This window comes from Nonomuraea cypriaca, assembly GCF_015645445.1.
GTDB lineage: Bacteria > Actinomycetota > Actinomycetes > Streptosporangiales > Streptosporangiaceae > Nonomuraea > Nonomuraea cypriaca.
The window spans coordinates 14,415-28,615 of the sequence record NZ_JADOGI010000142.1 but is presented as its reverse complement, the minus strand read 5'-3'; the positions used below and the strand labels follow the sequence as shown (position 1 = coordinate 28,615).

The window sequence follows — 14,201 nt, the reverse complement described above, 5'->3', positions numbered from 1 at the left end:
CCGCTACAAGCTGATCGTCAACCCGGAGTCGGTCAACGAGCTGTACGACCTGCACACCGACCCGCACGAGCTGAGCAACCGCTACACCCACCCGGAGCTGGCCCCGGTCCGCCGCCGCCTCATGCGCCGGTTGTACGACCTGCTACGCGAACGCGGCGACAACTTCTACCACTGGATGACCCCGATGTACGACATCGGCGCCTCCGACTACGACCCCACCCTGAGCTCCTTCGAGAAGGAGAGCGCACCGGAATGAAGGTGTTCCTCGGCCTCACCGCCTTACTGTCTGGGCTGATCACCGGCCCTGTGGCAACCCCCACCACCTACAGCAACCCCGTGTCGGCGGGCGTCGTCGACACCTTCCCCGACCCCACGATGATCCACGCCAAGGACGGCCTCTGGTACGCCTACGGCACCCAGAACCCCGTCTTCAACAGCAAGGGCGAGGACGGCGAACGTATCCTGCCGATCCTGCGCTCCGCGGACCTGGTGACGTGGGAGTACGCGGGACAGGTCTTCACGCCGCAGACCAAGCCCGCCTGGCACAACGGTGCGCGGCTCTGGGCACCGGACATCAGGTACGTCGACGGCACGTACCACCTCTCCTACTCGCTGGCCTCCGGCGATCTCGGGCTGGCCACCGCGCCTGCCCCGACCGGGCCGTGGACGGACAAGGGCGACATGCTCCCGGCCGCGACCCAGGCCACCTGCCCCACCGGCCACATCGACCAGGCGCAGTTCACCGACGTCGACGGCGCCCACTACATGTACTGGGGCAGCTACGACGTCGTCTGCGTGGCGCGGATGAACGCCGACGCCACCCGCGTGGAGGGCGTCGCGAAGCAGGTGGCCAGGGGCCGCCGCATGGAGGGCGCCTACGTCGTCCGCCGCGACGGCTTCTACTACCTGTTCTACTCCGACGCCGGCTGCTGCACCGGCGCCTACAGCGGCTACCAGGTCAAGGCCGGCCGCGCCACCAGCCCGTTCGGCCCCTTCACCGACGACGAGGGGGTGGACCTGATGGAGCTGACCACCAAGGGCGCCATCGTCGTCGGCGCGAACGGCAACCGCTGGACCGGTACCGGCCACAGCGGTTTCCAGACCGACCTGTCCGGCCAGGACTGGCTGGTCTACCACGGCATCTCGACGGACGACCCGGACTTCCCGCCGATCGGCGAAGGGCGGCTGACGAACCTGAGCAAGCGCCCGCTGCTGATCGATCGGCTGGACTGGATCGATGGCTGGCCGGTGGTCCGCGCGGGAGCGGGACCGTCGGAAGGCGCGCAGGCCGCGCCGGTGGCCTCTTTCGACGCCGGCGGGACGTTCAACACCGGGCTGACCGGCTGGCGCGCCGAGAGCGGCTGGTCGGTGCGGACCGAGCAGGACGCGAAGGGGTACGCGAGCCACGCGGGAACCGGCCGGTCCTACCTGGTCTCGGCTCGCAAGGCCGCCTCCGCCGACGTGCGGGCGCAGGCCGACCTGCGGGTCGCCGCCGGCGCCGCCGGGCTCACGCTCGCGTACGTCAACCGGGCCAACCACGTCGTGGCCCGGCTGGACGAGGACCGCGGCGCCCTGGTCACCGACGTGCTGATCGGCGGCAGGAGCCGGGGCGAGTCGGTGACGCCGCTGCCGGCCGGGTTCGACTTCGCCGCCTGGCACAGCGTCGTGGCCGAGCTGCGCGGCACAGAGCTGACCGTCCAGGTCAGCGGCGACCAGCTCGGCGACGCGGTGGCGGAGCAGACGCGCCGCCTGCCGCGCGCCGCGGCCCGCCACGGCTCCGTCGGCGCGGTGGCGAGCGGCGCGGCCGACGCCGACAACGTCGGCGCCGCCGCGCTGTACACGCCCGTCACCGAGCGGGTGCCCGAGCCGGCCCCCGGCGTGCTACTGCCGGAGTTCAGCGACGAGTTCGACGGCACGGCGATCGGCGCGCCGTGGCAGTGGGTACGCGGCCCGGCCGCGGGCGTCGCCGTCTCCGGCGGAGCGCTGTCCTGGCCGACCCAGAACGCCGAGCTGCACGAGGCCACCAACACGGCGTCGGTGCTGCTGCGGGACGCGCCCGACGGCGACTACACGGTGGAGACGAAGCTCAGGTTCGCGCCGGATCGGGGCAACCAGCAGGCCGGCATCCTGCTGTACGAGAACGACGACCGCTACTTCAAGATGGCCCATTCCGCGATCCCGCTGCAACGCGGCGACGGGGCCGTACAGCAGGTCAGCGAGTTCGCCAAGGAGGGTGAGCGGCCGACGACCACGCCGCCGATCGCCGTGGCCAACGCCCCGATGTTCGGCGGTCCCGCCGCGGAGACGATGTGGTTGCGGCTGTCGTACCACCACGACGTGGCGCACGACGAGACCGAGGTGCGCGCGGCGACCAGCAGGGACGGCGAGCGCTGGGTGCGCAACGGCGTGTGGACCCTGCCGGCGAAGGACGAGCTCGGAATCGGCCTCTTCTCGATGAACAGGTCAGGCGCCGTCGCCGAGTTCGACTACATCCGGACATATCGCGACTGATCCATGGCCGGTGGCGGGCAGTCTGCCCGCCACCGGTGGCCTGTGCGGCGATTCCGGATATGTGAAACGCGTGTCCTCCGGGACGTCCGGTGTGCTTGACTCCCGCCCTGTAACCACACACCCACCCACCCTCTGGGAGGGTTCCATGGGGGAGTTCGTCGGGATCGACCCCCCGGGTGCGCAGCGGCTGATCCGCCAGATGGAGATCGGGAAGAGTGTCCTGGGCGGCACGCGTCCAGGGCTCGACGCCGCGATCGCCGAGGCGGGCGCGGACTGGGCGGGCCGCCAGGGCACCACGGCCATGCATCGCACCTGGGCGTTCTTCCACGAGGCCCAGCAGGACCTGAAGTGGCGCATCGACACCGTCGAGCAGTTGGTGCCGGTGCGCGAGAAGGGCATGCTCACCGGCATGTTCCCGTTCCGCGGCGCGGCGGCGGCCACGCGGGCGGCCGAGCAGGCCGCGGGCCTCATCGCGGCGGCGCTCGCCCGGCACGACGAAGATCCTTCGTGGCGCGGGGTCGAGCGGGCCGTGTCGTCCGCCGAGGACGAGGTCCACGACCCCGCGTACGCCGCCGCGCTGCTGGCCGCACTCGGCCCGGAGACGTTCACCCGGCTGTTCGGCGACTGGATAAGGGCGGCGGGAGAGCCCGGGGGGCTGCCGCCGGAGGCGATGGATCGGGCCGCGGGCTCCTCCCCTGGCGTGCTGGCCCAGGCGTTCGCGAGCGCCGAGCGTACCGGGCGGCTCGGCGAGGAGTGGTACGCGATCGTGGAGACGGCCCCGGCGGACGTTCTGACGACCCTGGTCGGTCTGGCCGGTCAGTCCAGCACGTTACTCAACCGGGTGGCCGCCGGCGTGCTGAGCCGCCCGCCCGGCCCCGGCTGGAACCCGTACAACCTGGCCCGTGCGTACGAGGCCAACCCGGAGGCGTTCCAGCACCTGCTGGCCGAGCACGAGCACGAGGCACGCGCCCTTTTCGCCGCCTTCGGCCCCGCCACTGACGCTTCAGGCCCCGCCTTTGACATCCCGGGCCCCGCCACTGACGCCTCCGGCCCCGCCTTTGACGCCTCAGGGCCCGGCTCCGCTTACGAGGAGGCGTTGGCGAGGGCGCTGCATGCGGCGCTGCGGCCGGACGCCGGCGTGGCGGGGCTGCGGCAGCGGGCCTGGATCAACGTCATCCGCGGGATGGGGTCGCGGGCGGGCGACGACCTCGGGGCCTTCGCCGGCTCCCCGGTCAGCCGGGCGCTGGTTGGGGACGTGCCGCCCTACCTCGGGCAACTCGCCCGGGTCCAGGCCGAGGCGCCCGAGCCGCCGTGGGACAAGCTGGATCCGGAGACGGCCGCCCGTTTCATGGGGGCGCTGATGCGGGACCCCGCCGCGGCGGCCACGCTGATGACGGCCTACGCCGAGTGGAGCGACGACGAGCCCGCCGAGCACGTCGCCGCCCTGCGCAGGGCGCTGGAGAGAAGAGGAGGCTGATCGTGCCCGTCAGGCACCGGCTGCTCCGGGAGGCGGCCTCGAAGGAGGCGCTCGCCGCCACCTTCACGCGCTATGCCCGGGGGCTGGCGGACGCGTTCACCGGAATCCCGTTGCGACCTGCGGACAGCGACCCCTACTGGACGGGACCGTCCGCCGAACGCTACCTCGCCCAGGCCGCCTCGCTCCGGCGCGAGCTGGGCGACCTCGAGGACGCGTGCCTGGCCACCGCCGAGAACCTGCTCCGCCGCGCCAGGCGCCTGCGCGAGGAAGCCGCCCAGACCCCCGGCCCCACGTAACGTCAAGCCGGTTGCATTCGAAAGCTTGTTCGGGTGATACTGATTCGACTCCGCGGAACCCGAAGAATCGCACCACCCGTTCAGGAAAGAGGCTCCATGCGCTCCACATTCAAGAAGCTTTGTCTGGTCACCACAGCTGTCTTCATGATGCTGTTACCGATCACGACCGGCACGGCGTACGCCGCGGAAACGGCGTACAACGTAAAAACTCAATGGCTGACGGCTCGCCCGACCAGCGGGATGCCCCTGGGGTTGGTGAGCCGCCAGATCGAGCTCAGGGCGGGCACCTACGGCTGGTTCACTTACGTTGCTCCGCCTGCCGTCGGCACCTGCCAAAACTACACCGGTCCCATTATCGGGGGGACGTACACCTGGAGCGACCAGCTCTGGCCCGGGGCTCCCTCGGTTGGATACTACAGACATGATGCTTATCTCTCGCTGAACGGCGGCGGCGCGGCATACAAAATCAGCTGCACGTTCCAGCTGCGTTCTGACGGCGATTACACGTGGGGCAGCGCTCTCGATCCGCACTTCTGAACGGTCCGGTCGCGGACGGCGACCGCCGCGCACCGGCGGCGGGCGCCGTCTCGCACGGCCGCCTGATCGCCTACGCCTGGGAGCGCATCGCGTCCAGGCCCCTGACCACGGTCGTCGTCAGCGTGCCGACCTCGGCGATGCCGATGGTCACCGTGTCGCCGTCGCCCAGCGTGAACGGCAGGTCCGGGACCAGGCTGGTGCCGGTGGCGAGCACCGCGCCATCAGGGAAGGTGTCAGCGCGGAACAGGTAGCCGGCCAGGTCGTCCAGGCGCCGGTTCAGCTCGGACGTGGACGACTTGCCGTCCCACACCGTCTCCCCCGCCCTGGTGATGGTCAGCGTGATGTCCAGCGCGTAGGGGTCGGCCACCTCCCACACCGGCCTGATCGCCGGGCCGACCGCGCACGCGCCGAGGTAGATCTTGGCCTGCGGCAGATAGAGCGGGTTGACCCCTTCGATGGTGCGCGAGCTGACGTCGTCGACCACCGTGTAGCCGGCGATCTCGCCCGCCGAGTTGAGGACGAGGCCCAGCTCAGGCTCGGGCACGTCGATCTCCGAGTCGGCGCGCACCGCGATGCGGTCGCCGTCCCCCGACACCTTCCAGGCCACCGACTTGAAGAACAGCTCGGGGCGTTCGGCGTCGTAGACGAGCTCGTACACGTCGGCGGCGCGTTCGCTCTCGATCACCCTGGCCTCGCGCGAGCGCCGGTACGTCACGCCCGCCGCCCAGACCTCCATCAGCCCGTCCACCGGAGCCAGCCGGCGCACGGACCCGGACGGGTGCGCCGGCCCGTCCGCCCCCGCGCATCGGTCCCGCAGCTCATCGGACGACAGCCGGAGCAGCTCGCCCACGGTGGTGATCCCGGACAGCTCCACCACCTGCTCACCGTCGTCGATCCCGACCGCGTCGGCGCCGGTCAAAGGGCTGGTGAACCGTACGATCTGCATGCCTGCTCCTAGCTCCATCAGACGAGGGGGCACATGTCCTCCGATGAATTGTCCCCTATCGAGGCAAAGGATGGGAGGGACCCCTCTCAGACCACGTCGAAGTCGGCCATCATCGCCATGTCCTCGTGCTCGAGGTTGTGGCAGTGCAGCATGTACCTGCCCCGGTAGCCCTCGAAACGGGCGAGCACGTCCACGACCTCGTACGGGCGTACGTCCACGGTGTCCTTCCAGCCCGCGTCGGTGGCTGCGGGTGGCCTGCCGTTGCGGGCGAGCACCTGGAAGTGGGCCAGGTGCAGGTGTACGGGATGGTGGAAGTCGCTGGTCAGCCGCCAGATCTCGGCGGTGCCGAGGCGCGGGCGGGCCAGCGGGACGCCGGGCAGGTACGCCCGCCCGTTGATCGTCCAGGCGGACTCCGACCTGCGGAAGTCGAAGGCGCGCCGGGTCACCGACCGGGGGCGTTCCGGCGGGCGGGACAGGGTATGCGGCACGGCGCTGTCGTCGCGGGCCCTGCGGGTGACCACGAAGCGCATGACGTTCCTGGCGGGGCCGTTTCCCAGGGTGTTGACCAGCGTGACCGCGCTGCCGACCGGGTAGGCGGAGAAGTCCACGACGACGTCGAACCGCTCCCCCGGTGTGATCGTGATCGCGTCGTGGACCACGGGCGCGGCCAGGAGCCCGGCGTCGCTGCCGATCTGGGTGAACCGGCCGCCCGGTGTGAGCCGGAGTCGGTACCTGCGGGCGTTGGAGGCGTTCAGCAGCCGCAGCCGGTGCCGGGTGGCGCTCACCTCGTGTACCGGCCAGGGCGCGCCGTTGACCAGGATCACGTCGCCCTCGACGCCTTCCATGTGGTCGGACGTGTGCCGGCCCGGATACCTGAAGGAACCGTCCTCGTCGAACGCCCGGTCGCAGATCATCAGCGGCAGCTCCCGGTCGCCGCCCGGCAGCGGCAGCGCGTCCTCCTCCTCGTCGCGTACCAGGAACATCCCGGCCAGCCCGCGCCACACCTGCGGCGCGGTGAAGTCCATCCGGTGGTCGTGGTCATGCCCGGTATGCTCCAGGCCCCCGCCCCAGGTCCGCGTCCTCCGGGCGGGGGCTCCAGGCGTACTCCCCGCGTGGTACGCCGCCCGTCCGGGAGCGGCGACGTACGACCGTGGGATGACGCCGGACGGTGCACGGGTCGCCTACGTTCTGAGTATGGACAGCCGGAAGACGGACGCGCTCATCGCGGCGGGCGCCCTGACGGGCATCGTCGCCGGCACCTACGGCAACCTGTCGCGGACCGGCTCCTTCGAGCGCCCGCTCGACACACTGGGGCTGATACTCATCACGGTCGCGTCCCTGTCGCTCGCCGCGCGGCGCACCGCCCCGCTCGCCGCCGGGTCGATCACGGTGGCCTGCGGAGTCGTGTACTACGCGGCCGGCTATCCGGGGGTGTTCGCCGCCGCGCCCGCGCTGGCCACGATCTACACGCTGGCCACGCTCGGCCGCCGCTGGGCGGCGGTCTGGATGGCGGTCGGGCTGGCCGTACCGGTCTACGGTCTCATGGCGCTGTCCGCGCGCGATCCCACCGCGGGCGACTGGATGACGCTGCTGAGCGGCTGGCTGGTGGCGATGATCGTGGTCGGCGAGATGACCAGGAACAGGCGCGCGTACCTGCGGGCCGTGGAGCAGCGCGCGGAGGAGGCCGAGCGCACCCGCGAGGAGGCGGCGCTGCGCCGGGCGGGCGAGGAGCGGCTGTGGATCGCGCAGGAGCTGCACGACTCGCTCACGCACAGCATCTCGGTGGTCAACGTGCAGGTCGCGGTCGCCATGGAGCTGCTCGAACGCGACCCGGGCCGCGCCAGGCGGGCGCTCGCGGCGGTCAAGGAGTCCGGCCACGAGGCGATGAGCGAGTTGCGCGCCACGCTGGGCGTGCTGCGCCAGGGCGACGAGGGGGTCGAGGCCGGACTGGCCGGGCTGCCGCGCCTGGTGTCCAGGGCCGAGGGGGCGGGGCTGCGGGTGTCGCACACCGTCTCCGGCGTGCCGTACGCGCTGCCGCCCGAGGTCGACCGGGCCGCGTACCGCATCGCGCAGGAGGCGTTCACCAACGTCCTGCGGCACGCCGGCACTGCGGCGGTCACGCTCGCCGTCGAGTACGATCCGGCGAAAATCGTGCTCCGCGTAGAGAACGACGGCGAGCCGGGCACGGCCGGACCGGGAATGGGGTTGATCGGGATGCGCGAGCGCGCGGTCGCCGTCGGCGGATCGCTCACGGCGGGGCCTCAGGAGAGCGGCGGCTTCGCGGTGCGCGCCGAGCTGCCCGTGCCCGCGTGATCAGGGTCCTGCTGGCCGACGACCAGCCGCTCATCCGTGCCGGGTTCAAGGCGCTGCTCGAACTCACCGACGACATCACCGTGGTCGGCGAGGCGGGCAACGGCGTGGAGGCCGTGGAGCTGTCCAGGCGGCTGCTGCCGGACGTGGCGCTGCTCGACGTGCGGATGCCGCTGCTCGACGGCATCCAGGCCACCCGCAGGATCGGCGCCGCACCGGAGCTCGACGGGGTTCGCGTGGTCATCCTCACCAACTACGCCCTCGACGAGTACGTCTTCGCCGCCCTCCGGGCCGGGGCCAGCGGGTTCCTGCTCAAGGACATCGAGCCCGGCGACCTGCTGCAGTCCGTGCGGGTGGCCGCCCGCGGCGACGCGCTGCTGTCCCCGTCGGTGACGCGCCGCCTGATCGAGGAGTACGTCAGCACCCCGCCCAGGCCCGTCGCCGTGCCCGGCCTGGAACGGCTGACCGGGCGCGAGCGCGAGATCGTCTCGCTGGTCGCCAGGGGCATGTCCAACGACCAGATCGCCGGGCACCTGGTGATCAGCGGCGCCACCGCCAAGACCCATGTGAGCAGGTCGATGACCAAGCTCGGCGTGCGCGACAGGGCGCAACTGGTCGTGTTCGCGTACGAGTCCGGCCTCGTGGTGCCGGGCGGTCATCCCTAGAACGTCACGAGGAACTCGTGGACATGCAGGGACCAGATCAGCAGCCATAACAGGACGGCGGGAAGCCGGACGGCCCCCCGGCCGGATCCCTCAGTCACCGGGAATCACAGCGCCTTCCTCGATGGGCCTCGTTCTAGGACACGCTCTCAGTCTGCGTCTCCCATCCGCGTCCCGCGAGCCCTGGCGCACATGTCATCCGGTGACCGGCTCGCCCACGGCGCTGCCCGCCAGCCAGTCCTCCCACGACTTCGCCCAGGGCGTCGGCCCGTTGCCGAACCGCAGCTTCCGCGAGGTGCCTGAGACCTCGATGATGTCGCCCCGCTGGGTGAACTCGTAGAACCAGCGGGCGTTGGCCGGACTGGCGTTCACGCAGCCGTGGCTGACGTTGCGGCTGCCCTGCGCCCCGGTCGACCAGGGCGCGGCGTGGAAGAACGTGCCGCTGTAGGTCATCCGGACGTTCCACTTGGTGCGGATGCGGTACTCGCCGGGCTCCCCGATGGTGGCCGAGTCCATGAGGACGTCCGCCGCCTTCTCCTGGGCGATCATGACGCCGGAGTAGCTGTCGTCGCCCGGCCTGCCCATGCTGACCGGGATGGTCCTGACGACCTCGCCGTTCTTCCGTACGACCGCCCGGTGGCTCGCGGCGCTGACCTCGGTGATGTGCTCGGGACCGACGGTGAAGCTCAGGCTGCGGTCCTTGGTTCCCCACAGGTCCTTGCCCGCCCGCAGGCCCGTCAGGTGCGCCACGACCTCGACCTTCTGCCCGACCGGCCAGTACTCCCGCGGCCTGAACTGCACCTCACGGTCGCTGACCCAGCTCCACGCGCCCTCGACGGGCTCGGACATCCGTACCACCAGCGACCGCTCGATCCTGGCGCGGTCCTGCGTGGCGGTCACCGGCTGGGACAGCAGGAGCTGCACCGGCATCCCGACGCCGACCGTCTCACCGTCCAGCGGCGACATGCCGCTCTCCAGCACGCGCTTCGGCTTCAACGTGGTGAACTCGGCCCGCGCCGCGACCTGCTTGCCGTCCGTGCCGGTGGCCCCCGCGCTGACGGTGTACGCCGTCGAGGGCCGCAGCGGCCACCGGGGCCGCCACAGCCCGTCGGCGCCCACGGCGCCGCGCACCTTGCGGCCCTTGGCGTCGGCGACGGCCACCTCGGTGACCTTCCCCTCGGTGACCTTGACGCCGATCCCCGTGTCCGGCCGGACCTTCTTGGCGCCGTCGGCAGGCGTGATCGCCAGCTTGGCCACCGGGCCCCGCTCCTGCGGCCCGGTCGGCGCCGGGCCACCTCCCGAGGTGCATCCGGCCAGGAGCACCGCCGCTGTGAGGGTGCTCGCGAGCATCGTGCTGGTCCGCATCAGTGATGCCTTCCACGCCAGACAAATCAGCAAATCTTCGCGTACGCATCTCGCTAATGCCCCGAACAAGCGTGGGCATGCGACCACCGGCGAACCCACTCCGCATAAGTGATTCGACTCACGTCCCAGCCTTCACATCGACGGCGAACAGGGTTTGACCCGCGAAGGCAATAGTCCAGATGCCGCATTCCCCCTCAGCTCGGGAGCTGATCAGCGTGGCAGGCGCCGAATGGCCCGCCGACCTCGATGTGGGCAAGCTCCTCGAGTCGGGATGGCGCCCCACCGCGTTCCGGCAGTCCATCCTCAAGCTGCACAGCCGGTGCAATCTCGCCTGCGACTACTGCTACATGTACGAGATGGCTTCGGTGTCCTGGACGGCGGCCGGGTCATGGGGGCTTCGCGCCCTGATTTCAGCGCGTCCACGAGCGTTGGGCGGCGTCCCGGAGTCTGCGCTTGAGCGGCGGCGGGACGTCACCGTTACTCGCGGGTGGCAGGGCGGGAAGGCCCGGGGGTACGAGCACCGCGGTCTCCTCGTCGGTCGCCGGCCGTTCGATCTCGTGGAATCCGCCGTCCTGGCCGCGTACGATCACGCCGGTCTCCACCCCGTGGGCGGCGGTGTGGCGGTCGCGCGCCTGCAGTCCCAGGCTGATCCGCCGGGCGAGCACGTAGCCGAGCACCGGTCCCACCACGATCGCGACGCGGAAGATCCAGGTCGTCGCGTTCAGTGAGATGTGGAAGGTCGTGGCGATGAGGTCGTTGCCGCCGGCCAACCAGAGCACGCCGTAGTAGACGACCCCGGCCACGCCGATCCCCATCCGTACCGGCACGTCGCGGGGGCGGTCCAGGAGGTGGTGCACGGTGTGGTCGCGGGTGATCCAGCGCTCGGCGAAGGGATACACGAACAGCGCGGTGAACAGCAGGCCGGGCGCGACCAACGCGGGGATCAGCACGCTCATGCTGACCGTGTAGCCGAACACGGTGAGCTCCCACGGCGGCATGATCCGCAGGGCGCCTTCGAGGAAGCCCATGTACCAGTCGGGCTGGGAGCCGGCGCTGACCGTGCTGGGCGCGTACGGGCCGTACAGCCAGATCGGGTTGATCTGGAACACGGTGGCGAGCAGCGCGACCACCGCGGTCACCCACAGGAAGAACACCGTCGTCTTCGCGATGAACGCCGGGAAGAACGGCGCGCCGCGCACCACCCGGTCGTTCAGCCCCTTCGCGCGGAACTGGGTGTGGGTCTGCCGCCAGGTCAGCACCACTGCGTGCAGCGGGATGAGCAGGAGCAGCAGCCCGGGGATGAGGAGCACGTGGATGCTGTACAGCCGCGAGATGATGTCGTCGCCGGGGAACTCGCCGCCGAACAGGAACGCCGCCACGTACGTCCCGACCAGCGGCACGGACAGCGTGACGCCGTGCAGGATGCGCAGCCCCGCGCCGGACAGCAGGTCGTCGGGCAGCGAGTAGCCGAACAGCCCGTTGAACATCACCAGGACGAACAGCAGCACGCCGATCAGCCAGTTCAGGTCGCGCGGCTTGCGGAACGCGCCGGTGAAGAAGTTGCGCAGCAGGTGGGCGACGATGGCGGCGAGGAAGACCAGCGTGGCCCAGTGGTGCATCTGCCGCATCAGCAGGCCGCCGCGCACCTCGAAGCTGATCTCCAGCGAGGAGGCGTACGCCAGGCTCATCTCGACACCGCGCAGCGGCACGTACGCGCCGTCGTAGATCACCTCCTCCATGGCCGGCTTGAAGAAGAACGTGAGGAAGACGCCGGTGAGCAGGACGACCACGAACGCGTACAGGGCGATCTCCCCCAGCAGGTACGTCCAGTGATCTGGAAAGACCTTGCGCATCGCCTTCTTCAGGAAACCGGCCCCACCCACCCGATCGTCGAGCGCCTTGGCCAGCGAGCTGCCCCTCATCGTCACCCCGTCCTCGATTCGGCACGACTCATCACCGAATACGACGGAATAGGCCGGGAAAATGTGACACTCCCGGCGGAAAAGCGTCAGGCGAAGCGTTCGACCGTGACGGGGATCAGCCCTTGCCGGCGTACGGCCTGCCGGTGGTGGTGCAGCAGCGCCCCGAGCGCGGTGGCGGGGCCGGTGCCGAGCCGGGCCGTCACGTCCACGCACCAGGCGATGCCCGCCCCGATCCGGCGCAGCTCCCACATGAAGGCGTGGCCGCCGACGTTCCCTGTCGCCTGGCCGACCACGCGCGGGTCACCGGTCGGCTCCAGCCGCAGGGCTGTCCGCGCGTTCGACAGCCCGTCCTCGCCGAGTTGCCCGGCGAACAGAATGCGGTAGCGGCGCGCCTTGCGGGCGGTGCCGAGGTCGAGCGGCGCGGAGGCGGGCAGGGACTGGCGCTCGCGGAAGTGCGTACGGAGCTCCGCCTCCTCCGGCAGCTCACCGCCGCCGAGCAGCGCGTAGGCGTCGGCCGCCGCCTGCCTGCCCACCGGCTTCACCCGCGCCCGCACGCCGTCATCGGCGCGGATGGCACGGCTCAGGGCGGGGCAGGCGGACCAGACGCCCGTCTCCGGCCGCCACTCGGCGCCGTCGATGCCGGCCGCCGTGTAGTCCTCGCAGAGGACGAACTCCTCGACCAGGAGTCCGACCGGCGACCGGTCGTCCGCCGCGGCGGAGATCAGGTAGTAGTCCACGCGCCCATGATCCACGGCACCGGATCCCCGGATCAAGCTCACCCGCCGACGCGCCCCTCTCCCGCCCGCGCCCGCCGCCTCCGTCACCCTCAAGGGGCCGACCGCAGGCCCGCGCTCACACGCGCTCGGTGGCGGCGGCGTCGGCGTCGCGGCCCAGCGACAGCCCCCGCGTCTCCTTGAACGACGTCAGCACCACGATCATCGAGATCACCGCGACCCCCGCCATGAAGAAGGCGGGCGCGATCGCGTTGCCCGAGGCCGACACCAGCCCGGTCGCCACGAACGGCGCCGTGCCGCCGAACAGCACGTACGCGGCGGTGTACCCGATGGCCGAGCCGCTGGCGCGTACCTTGGCGGGGAACATCTCCACCATCGCGGGCACGTTGGAGGTGCCGATCACGGAGACCAGCATGGCGAGCAGCGACGTGCCCACCACCGCCCCGGCCAGGCCCGTCCCCATCAGCCAGAACGCCGGCAGCGGCAGCACCACGAAGCCCGCGCAGGCCACGATGAGCATGGGCCGGCGCCCGTACCGGTCGCTCCCCGCCGCGGCCAGCAGGCAGGCGACGCTGTAGGCGAGCATGGACACGACGTTGGTGAGCTGGGCCTCGCTCTTGGCGTAGCCGAGCTCCTCCGACATGTACGCGATCATGTACGTGCTCATCAGGTAGTACCCGACGGCGTTGGTGATGCTGTAGCCGAACAGCGTGGCGATCTGGCGTCCGCTGCGGCGTACGGCCTCGCGCAGCGGCGCCTGCTCCACCGCGTGGTGCTGCTCCAGCGCCCGGAACACCGGCGTGTCCTCGACCTTGGAACGCAGGTAGAGCCCGATCGCCCCCAGCGGCCCCGCCAGCAGGAACGGAATCCGCCAGCCCCAGCTCTGCAGCGCCTCGTCCGTCACCGTCGAGGTGATCAGGAAGCCGACGCCGGAGCCCGCCACGCTGGCCAGGCCCACGGTCACCGGCACGGCCGCGGCGAAGCGGGCCCGCCGCCCCTCGGGCGCGTACTCGACGATGAACGCCGACGCGCCCGTGTACTCGCCGCCGGTCGAGAAGCCCTGGGCGCAGCGCAGCAGGAAGAGCAGGATCGGCGCGGCCATGCCCCACGAGGCGTAGGTGGGAAGGACGCCGATGAGGAACGTGGCGCCGCTCATGGTGAGGATGGTCAGCGCCAGCATCCTGTTGCGGCCGAGGCGGTCGCCGTACCTGCCGAAGAAGGCGGCGCCGAGCGGCCGGGCGACGAACCCGCCGGCGAAGATCGCCCAGGTGGCGAGCAGCGCGGCCGTCGCGTCGTAGTCGGGGAAGAAGAGGCCGGCGATCGTCGCGGACATCACCGCGTACGCCGCCGAGTCGAACCACTCGACGAAGTTGCCGATGGCGGAGGCCATGGTGACCTTGCGCCGGACGGCGGCCGAGGCGTGGGGGGTCATGCTCACTCC

Annotated in this window: 13 protein-coding genes; 7 read left to right on the top strand and 6 right to left on the bottom strand. The window is 71.1% G+C overall.

Going from position 1 to position 14,201, the window contains the following annotated elements; genetic code table 11:
- The 5 genes from ITP53_RS35905 to ITP53_RS35885 form a co-directional block, all read left to right on the top strand.
- On the top strand, nucleotides 1-256 hold a 256-nt coding region (locus ITP53_RS35905; protein WP_195899913.1), incomplete at its 5' end, for a sulfatase/phosphatase domain-containing protein.
- A complete protein-coding gene (locus tag ITP53_RS35900) occupies nucleotides 253-2,511 on the top strand; it encodes a family 43 glycosylhydrolase (RefSeq protein ID WP_195899912.1) in 2,259 nt (752 codons plus the stop codon). The genes ITP53_RS35905 and ITP53_RS35900, both read left to right, overlap by 4 nt.
- A gap of 145 nt (nucleotides 2,512-2,656) precedes the next feature.
- Nucleotides 2,657-3,988, top strand: a complete 1,332-nt coding sequence (locus ITP53_RS35895) for a hypothetical protein (RefSeq protein WP_195899911.1) — start codon at nucleotides 2,657-2,659, stop codon at nucleotides 3,986-3,988.
- Between the two features lie 2 nt (nucleotides 3,989-3,990).
- Nucleotides 3,991-4,284, top strand: a complete 294-nt coding sequence (locus ITP53_RS35890; protein ID WP_195899910.1) for a hypothetical protein — start codon at nucleotides 3,991-3,993, stop codon at nucleotides 4,282-4,284.
- Between the two features lie 96 nt (nucleotides 4,285-4,380).
- Nucleotides 4,381-4,821: a hypothetical protein gene (locus ITP53_RS35885; protein ID WP_195899909.1), complete on the top strand. Its 441-nt coding sequence runs from the start codon at nucleotides 4,381-4,383 to the stop codon at nucleotides 4,819-4,821.
- Between the two features lie 70 nt (nucleotides 4,822-4,891).
- Here ITP53_RS35885 and ITP53_RS35880 read toward each other — a convergent pair whose 3' ends face one another.
- The gene (locus ITP53_RS35880) at nucleotides 4,892-5,767 is read right to left on the bottom strand and encodes a fumarylacetoacetate hydrolase family protein (RefSeq protein ID WP_195899908.1); all 876 of its coding nucleotides are present in this window, start codon (nucleotides 5,765-5,767) and stop codon (nucleotides 4,892-4,894) included.
- A gap of 86 nt (nucleotides 5,768-5,853) precedes the next feature.
- Nucleotides 5,854-6,792, bottom strand: a complete 939-nt coding sequence (locus tag ITP53_RS35875; protein ID WP_195899907.1) for a multicopper oxidase family protein — start codon at nucleotides 6,790-6,792, stop codon at nucleotides 5,854-5,856.
- Nucleotides 6,793-6,961: 169 nt separating this feature from the next.
- Between ITP53_RS35875 and ITP53_RS35870 the strand changes: the two genes are divergently transcribed.
- Both ITP53_RS35870 and ITP53_RS35865 read left to right on the top strand, forming a co-directional pair.
- Nucleotides 6,962-8,080 (top strand): sensor histidine kinase, encoded by a 1,119-nt coding sequence (locus tag ITP53_RS35870; RefSeq protein WP_195899906.1) that lies wholly within the window; start codon nucleotides 6,962-6,964, stop codon nucleotides 8,078-8,080.
- The gene (locus ITP53_RS35865) at nucleotides 8,077-8,742 is read left to right on the top strand and encodes a response regulator (RefSeq protein ID WP_195899905.1); all 666 of its coding nucleotides are present in this window, start codon (nucleotides 8,077-8,079) and stop codon (nucleotides 8,740-8,742) included. The genes ITP53_RS35870 and ITP53_RS35865 overlap by 4 nt, the downstream gene beginning before the upstream one ends.
- Nucleotides 8,743-8,934: 192 nt before the next feature.
- Here the strand turns inward: ITP53_RS35865 and ITP53_RS35860 are convergent, their stop codons facing one another.
- The 4 genes from ITP53_RS35860 to ITP53_RS35845 all read right to left on the bottom strand — a co-directional run bounded on the left by ITP53_RS35860 (nucleotide 8,935) and on the right by ITP53_RS35845 (nucleotide 14,192).
- On the bottom strand, nucleotides 8,935-10,104 hold the full coding sequence (locus ITP53_RS35860; RefSeq protein ID WP_195899904.1) for a L,D-transpeptidase: 1,170 nt from the start codon (nucleotides 10,102-10,104) through the stop codon (nucleotides 8,935-8,937).
- A 410-nt stretch (nucleotides 10,105-10,514) separates the two neighbouring features.
- Nucleotides 10,515-12,026, bottom strand: a complete 1,512-nt coding sequence (gene qcrB / locus ITP53_RS35855; protein ID WP_195899903.1) for a cytochrome bc1 complex cytochrome b subunit — start codon at nucleotides 12,024-12,026, stop codon at nucleotides 10,515-10,517.
- Between the two features lie 86 nt (nucleotides 12,027-12,112).
- Nucleotides 12,113-12,763, bottom strand: coding sequence for a hypothetical protein (locus tag ITP53_RS35850; protein ID WP_195899902.1), 651 nt, complete (start codon nucleotides 12,761-12,763; stop codon nucleotides 12,113-12,115).
- 115 nt (nucleotides 12,764-12,878) lie between these two features.
- Entirely contained in the window at nucleotides 12,879-14,192 is a 1,314-nt protein-coding gene (locus tag ITP53_RS35845) for an MFS transporter (protein WP_195899901.1), read from the bottom strand.
- Nucleotides 14,193-14,201 lie beyond the last annotated feature (9 nt).

Coding starts and splice junctions, on each gene's coding strand:
- ITP53_RS35900 (WP_195899912.1), top strand. CDS start 253: ATGAAGGTGTTCCTCGGCCTCACCGCCTTACTGTCTGGGCTGATCACC.
- ITP53_RS35895 (WP_195899911.1), top strand. CDS start 2,657: ATGGGGGAGTTCGTCGGGATCGACCCCCCGGGTGCGCAGCGGCTGATC.
- ITP53_RS35885 (WP_195899909.1), top strand. CDS start 4,381: ATGCGCTCCACATTCAAGAAGCTTTGTCTGGTCACCACAGCTGTCTTC.
- ITP53_RS35880 (WP_195899908.1), bottom strand. CDS start 5,767: ATGCAGATCGTACGGTTCACCAGCCCTTTGACCGGCGCCGACGCGGTC.
- ITP53_RS35875 (WP_195899907.1), bottom strand. CDS start 6,792: ATGGACTTCACCGCGCCGCAGGTGTGGCGCGGGCTGGCCGGGATGTTC.
- ITP53_RS35870 (WP_195899906.1), top strand. CDS start 6,962: ATGGACAGCCGGAAGACGGACGCGCTCATCGCGGCGGGCGCCCTGACG.
- ITP53_RS35860 (WP_195899904.1), bottom strand. CDS start 10,104: ATGCGGACCAGCACGATGCTCGCGAGCACCCTCACAGCGGCGGTGCTC.
- qcrB (WP_195899903.1), bottom strand. CDS start 12,026: ATGAGGGGCAGCTCGCTGGCCAAGGCGCTCGACGATCGGGTGGGTGGG.
- ITP53_RS35845 (WP_195899901.1), bottom strand. CDS start 14,192: ATGACCCCCCACGCCTCGGCCGCCGTCCGGCGCAAGGTCACCATGGCC.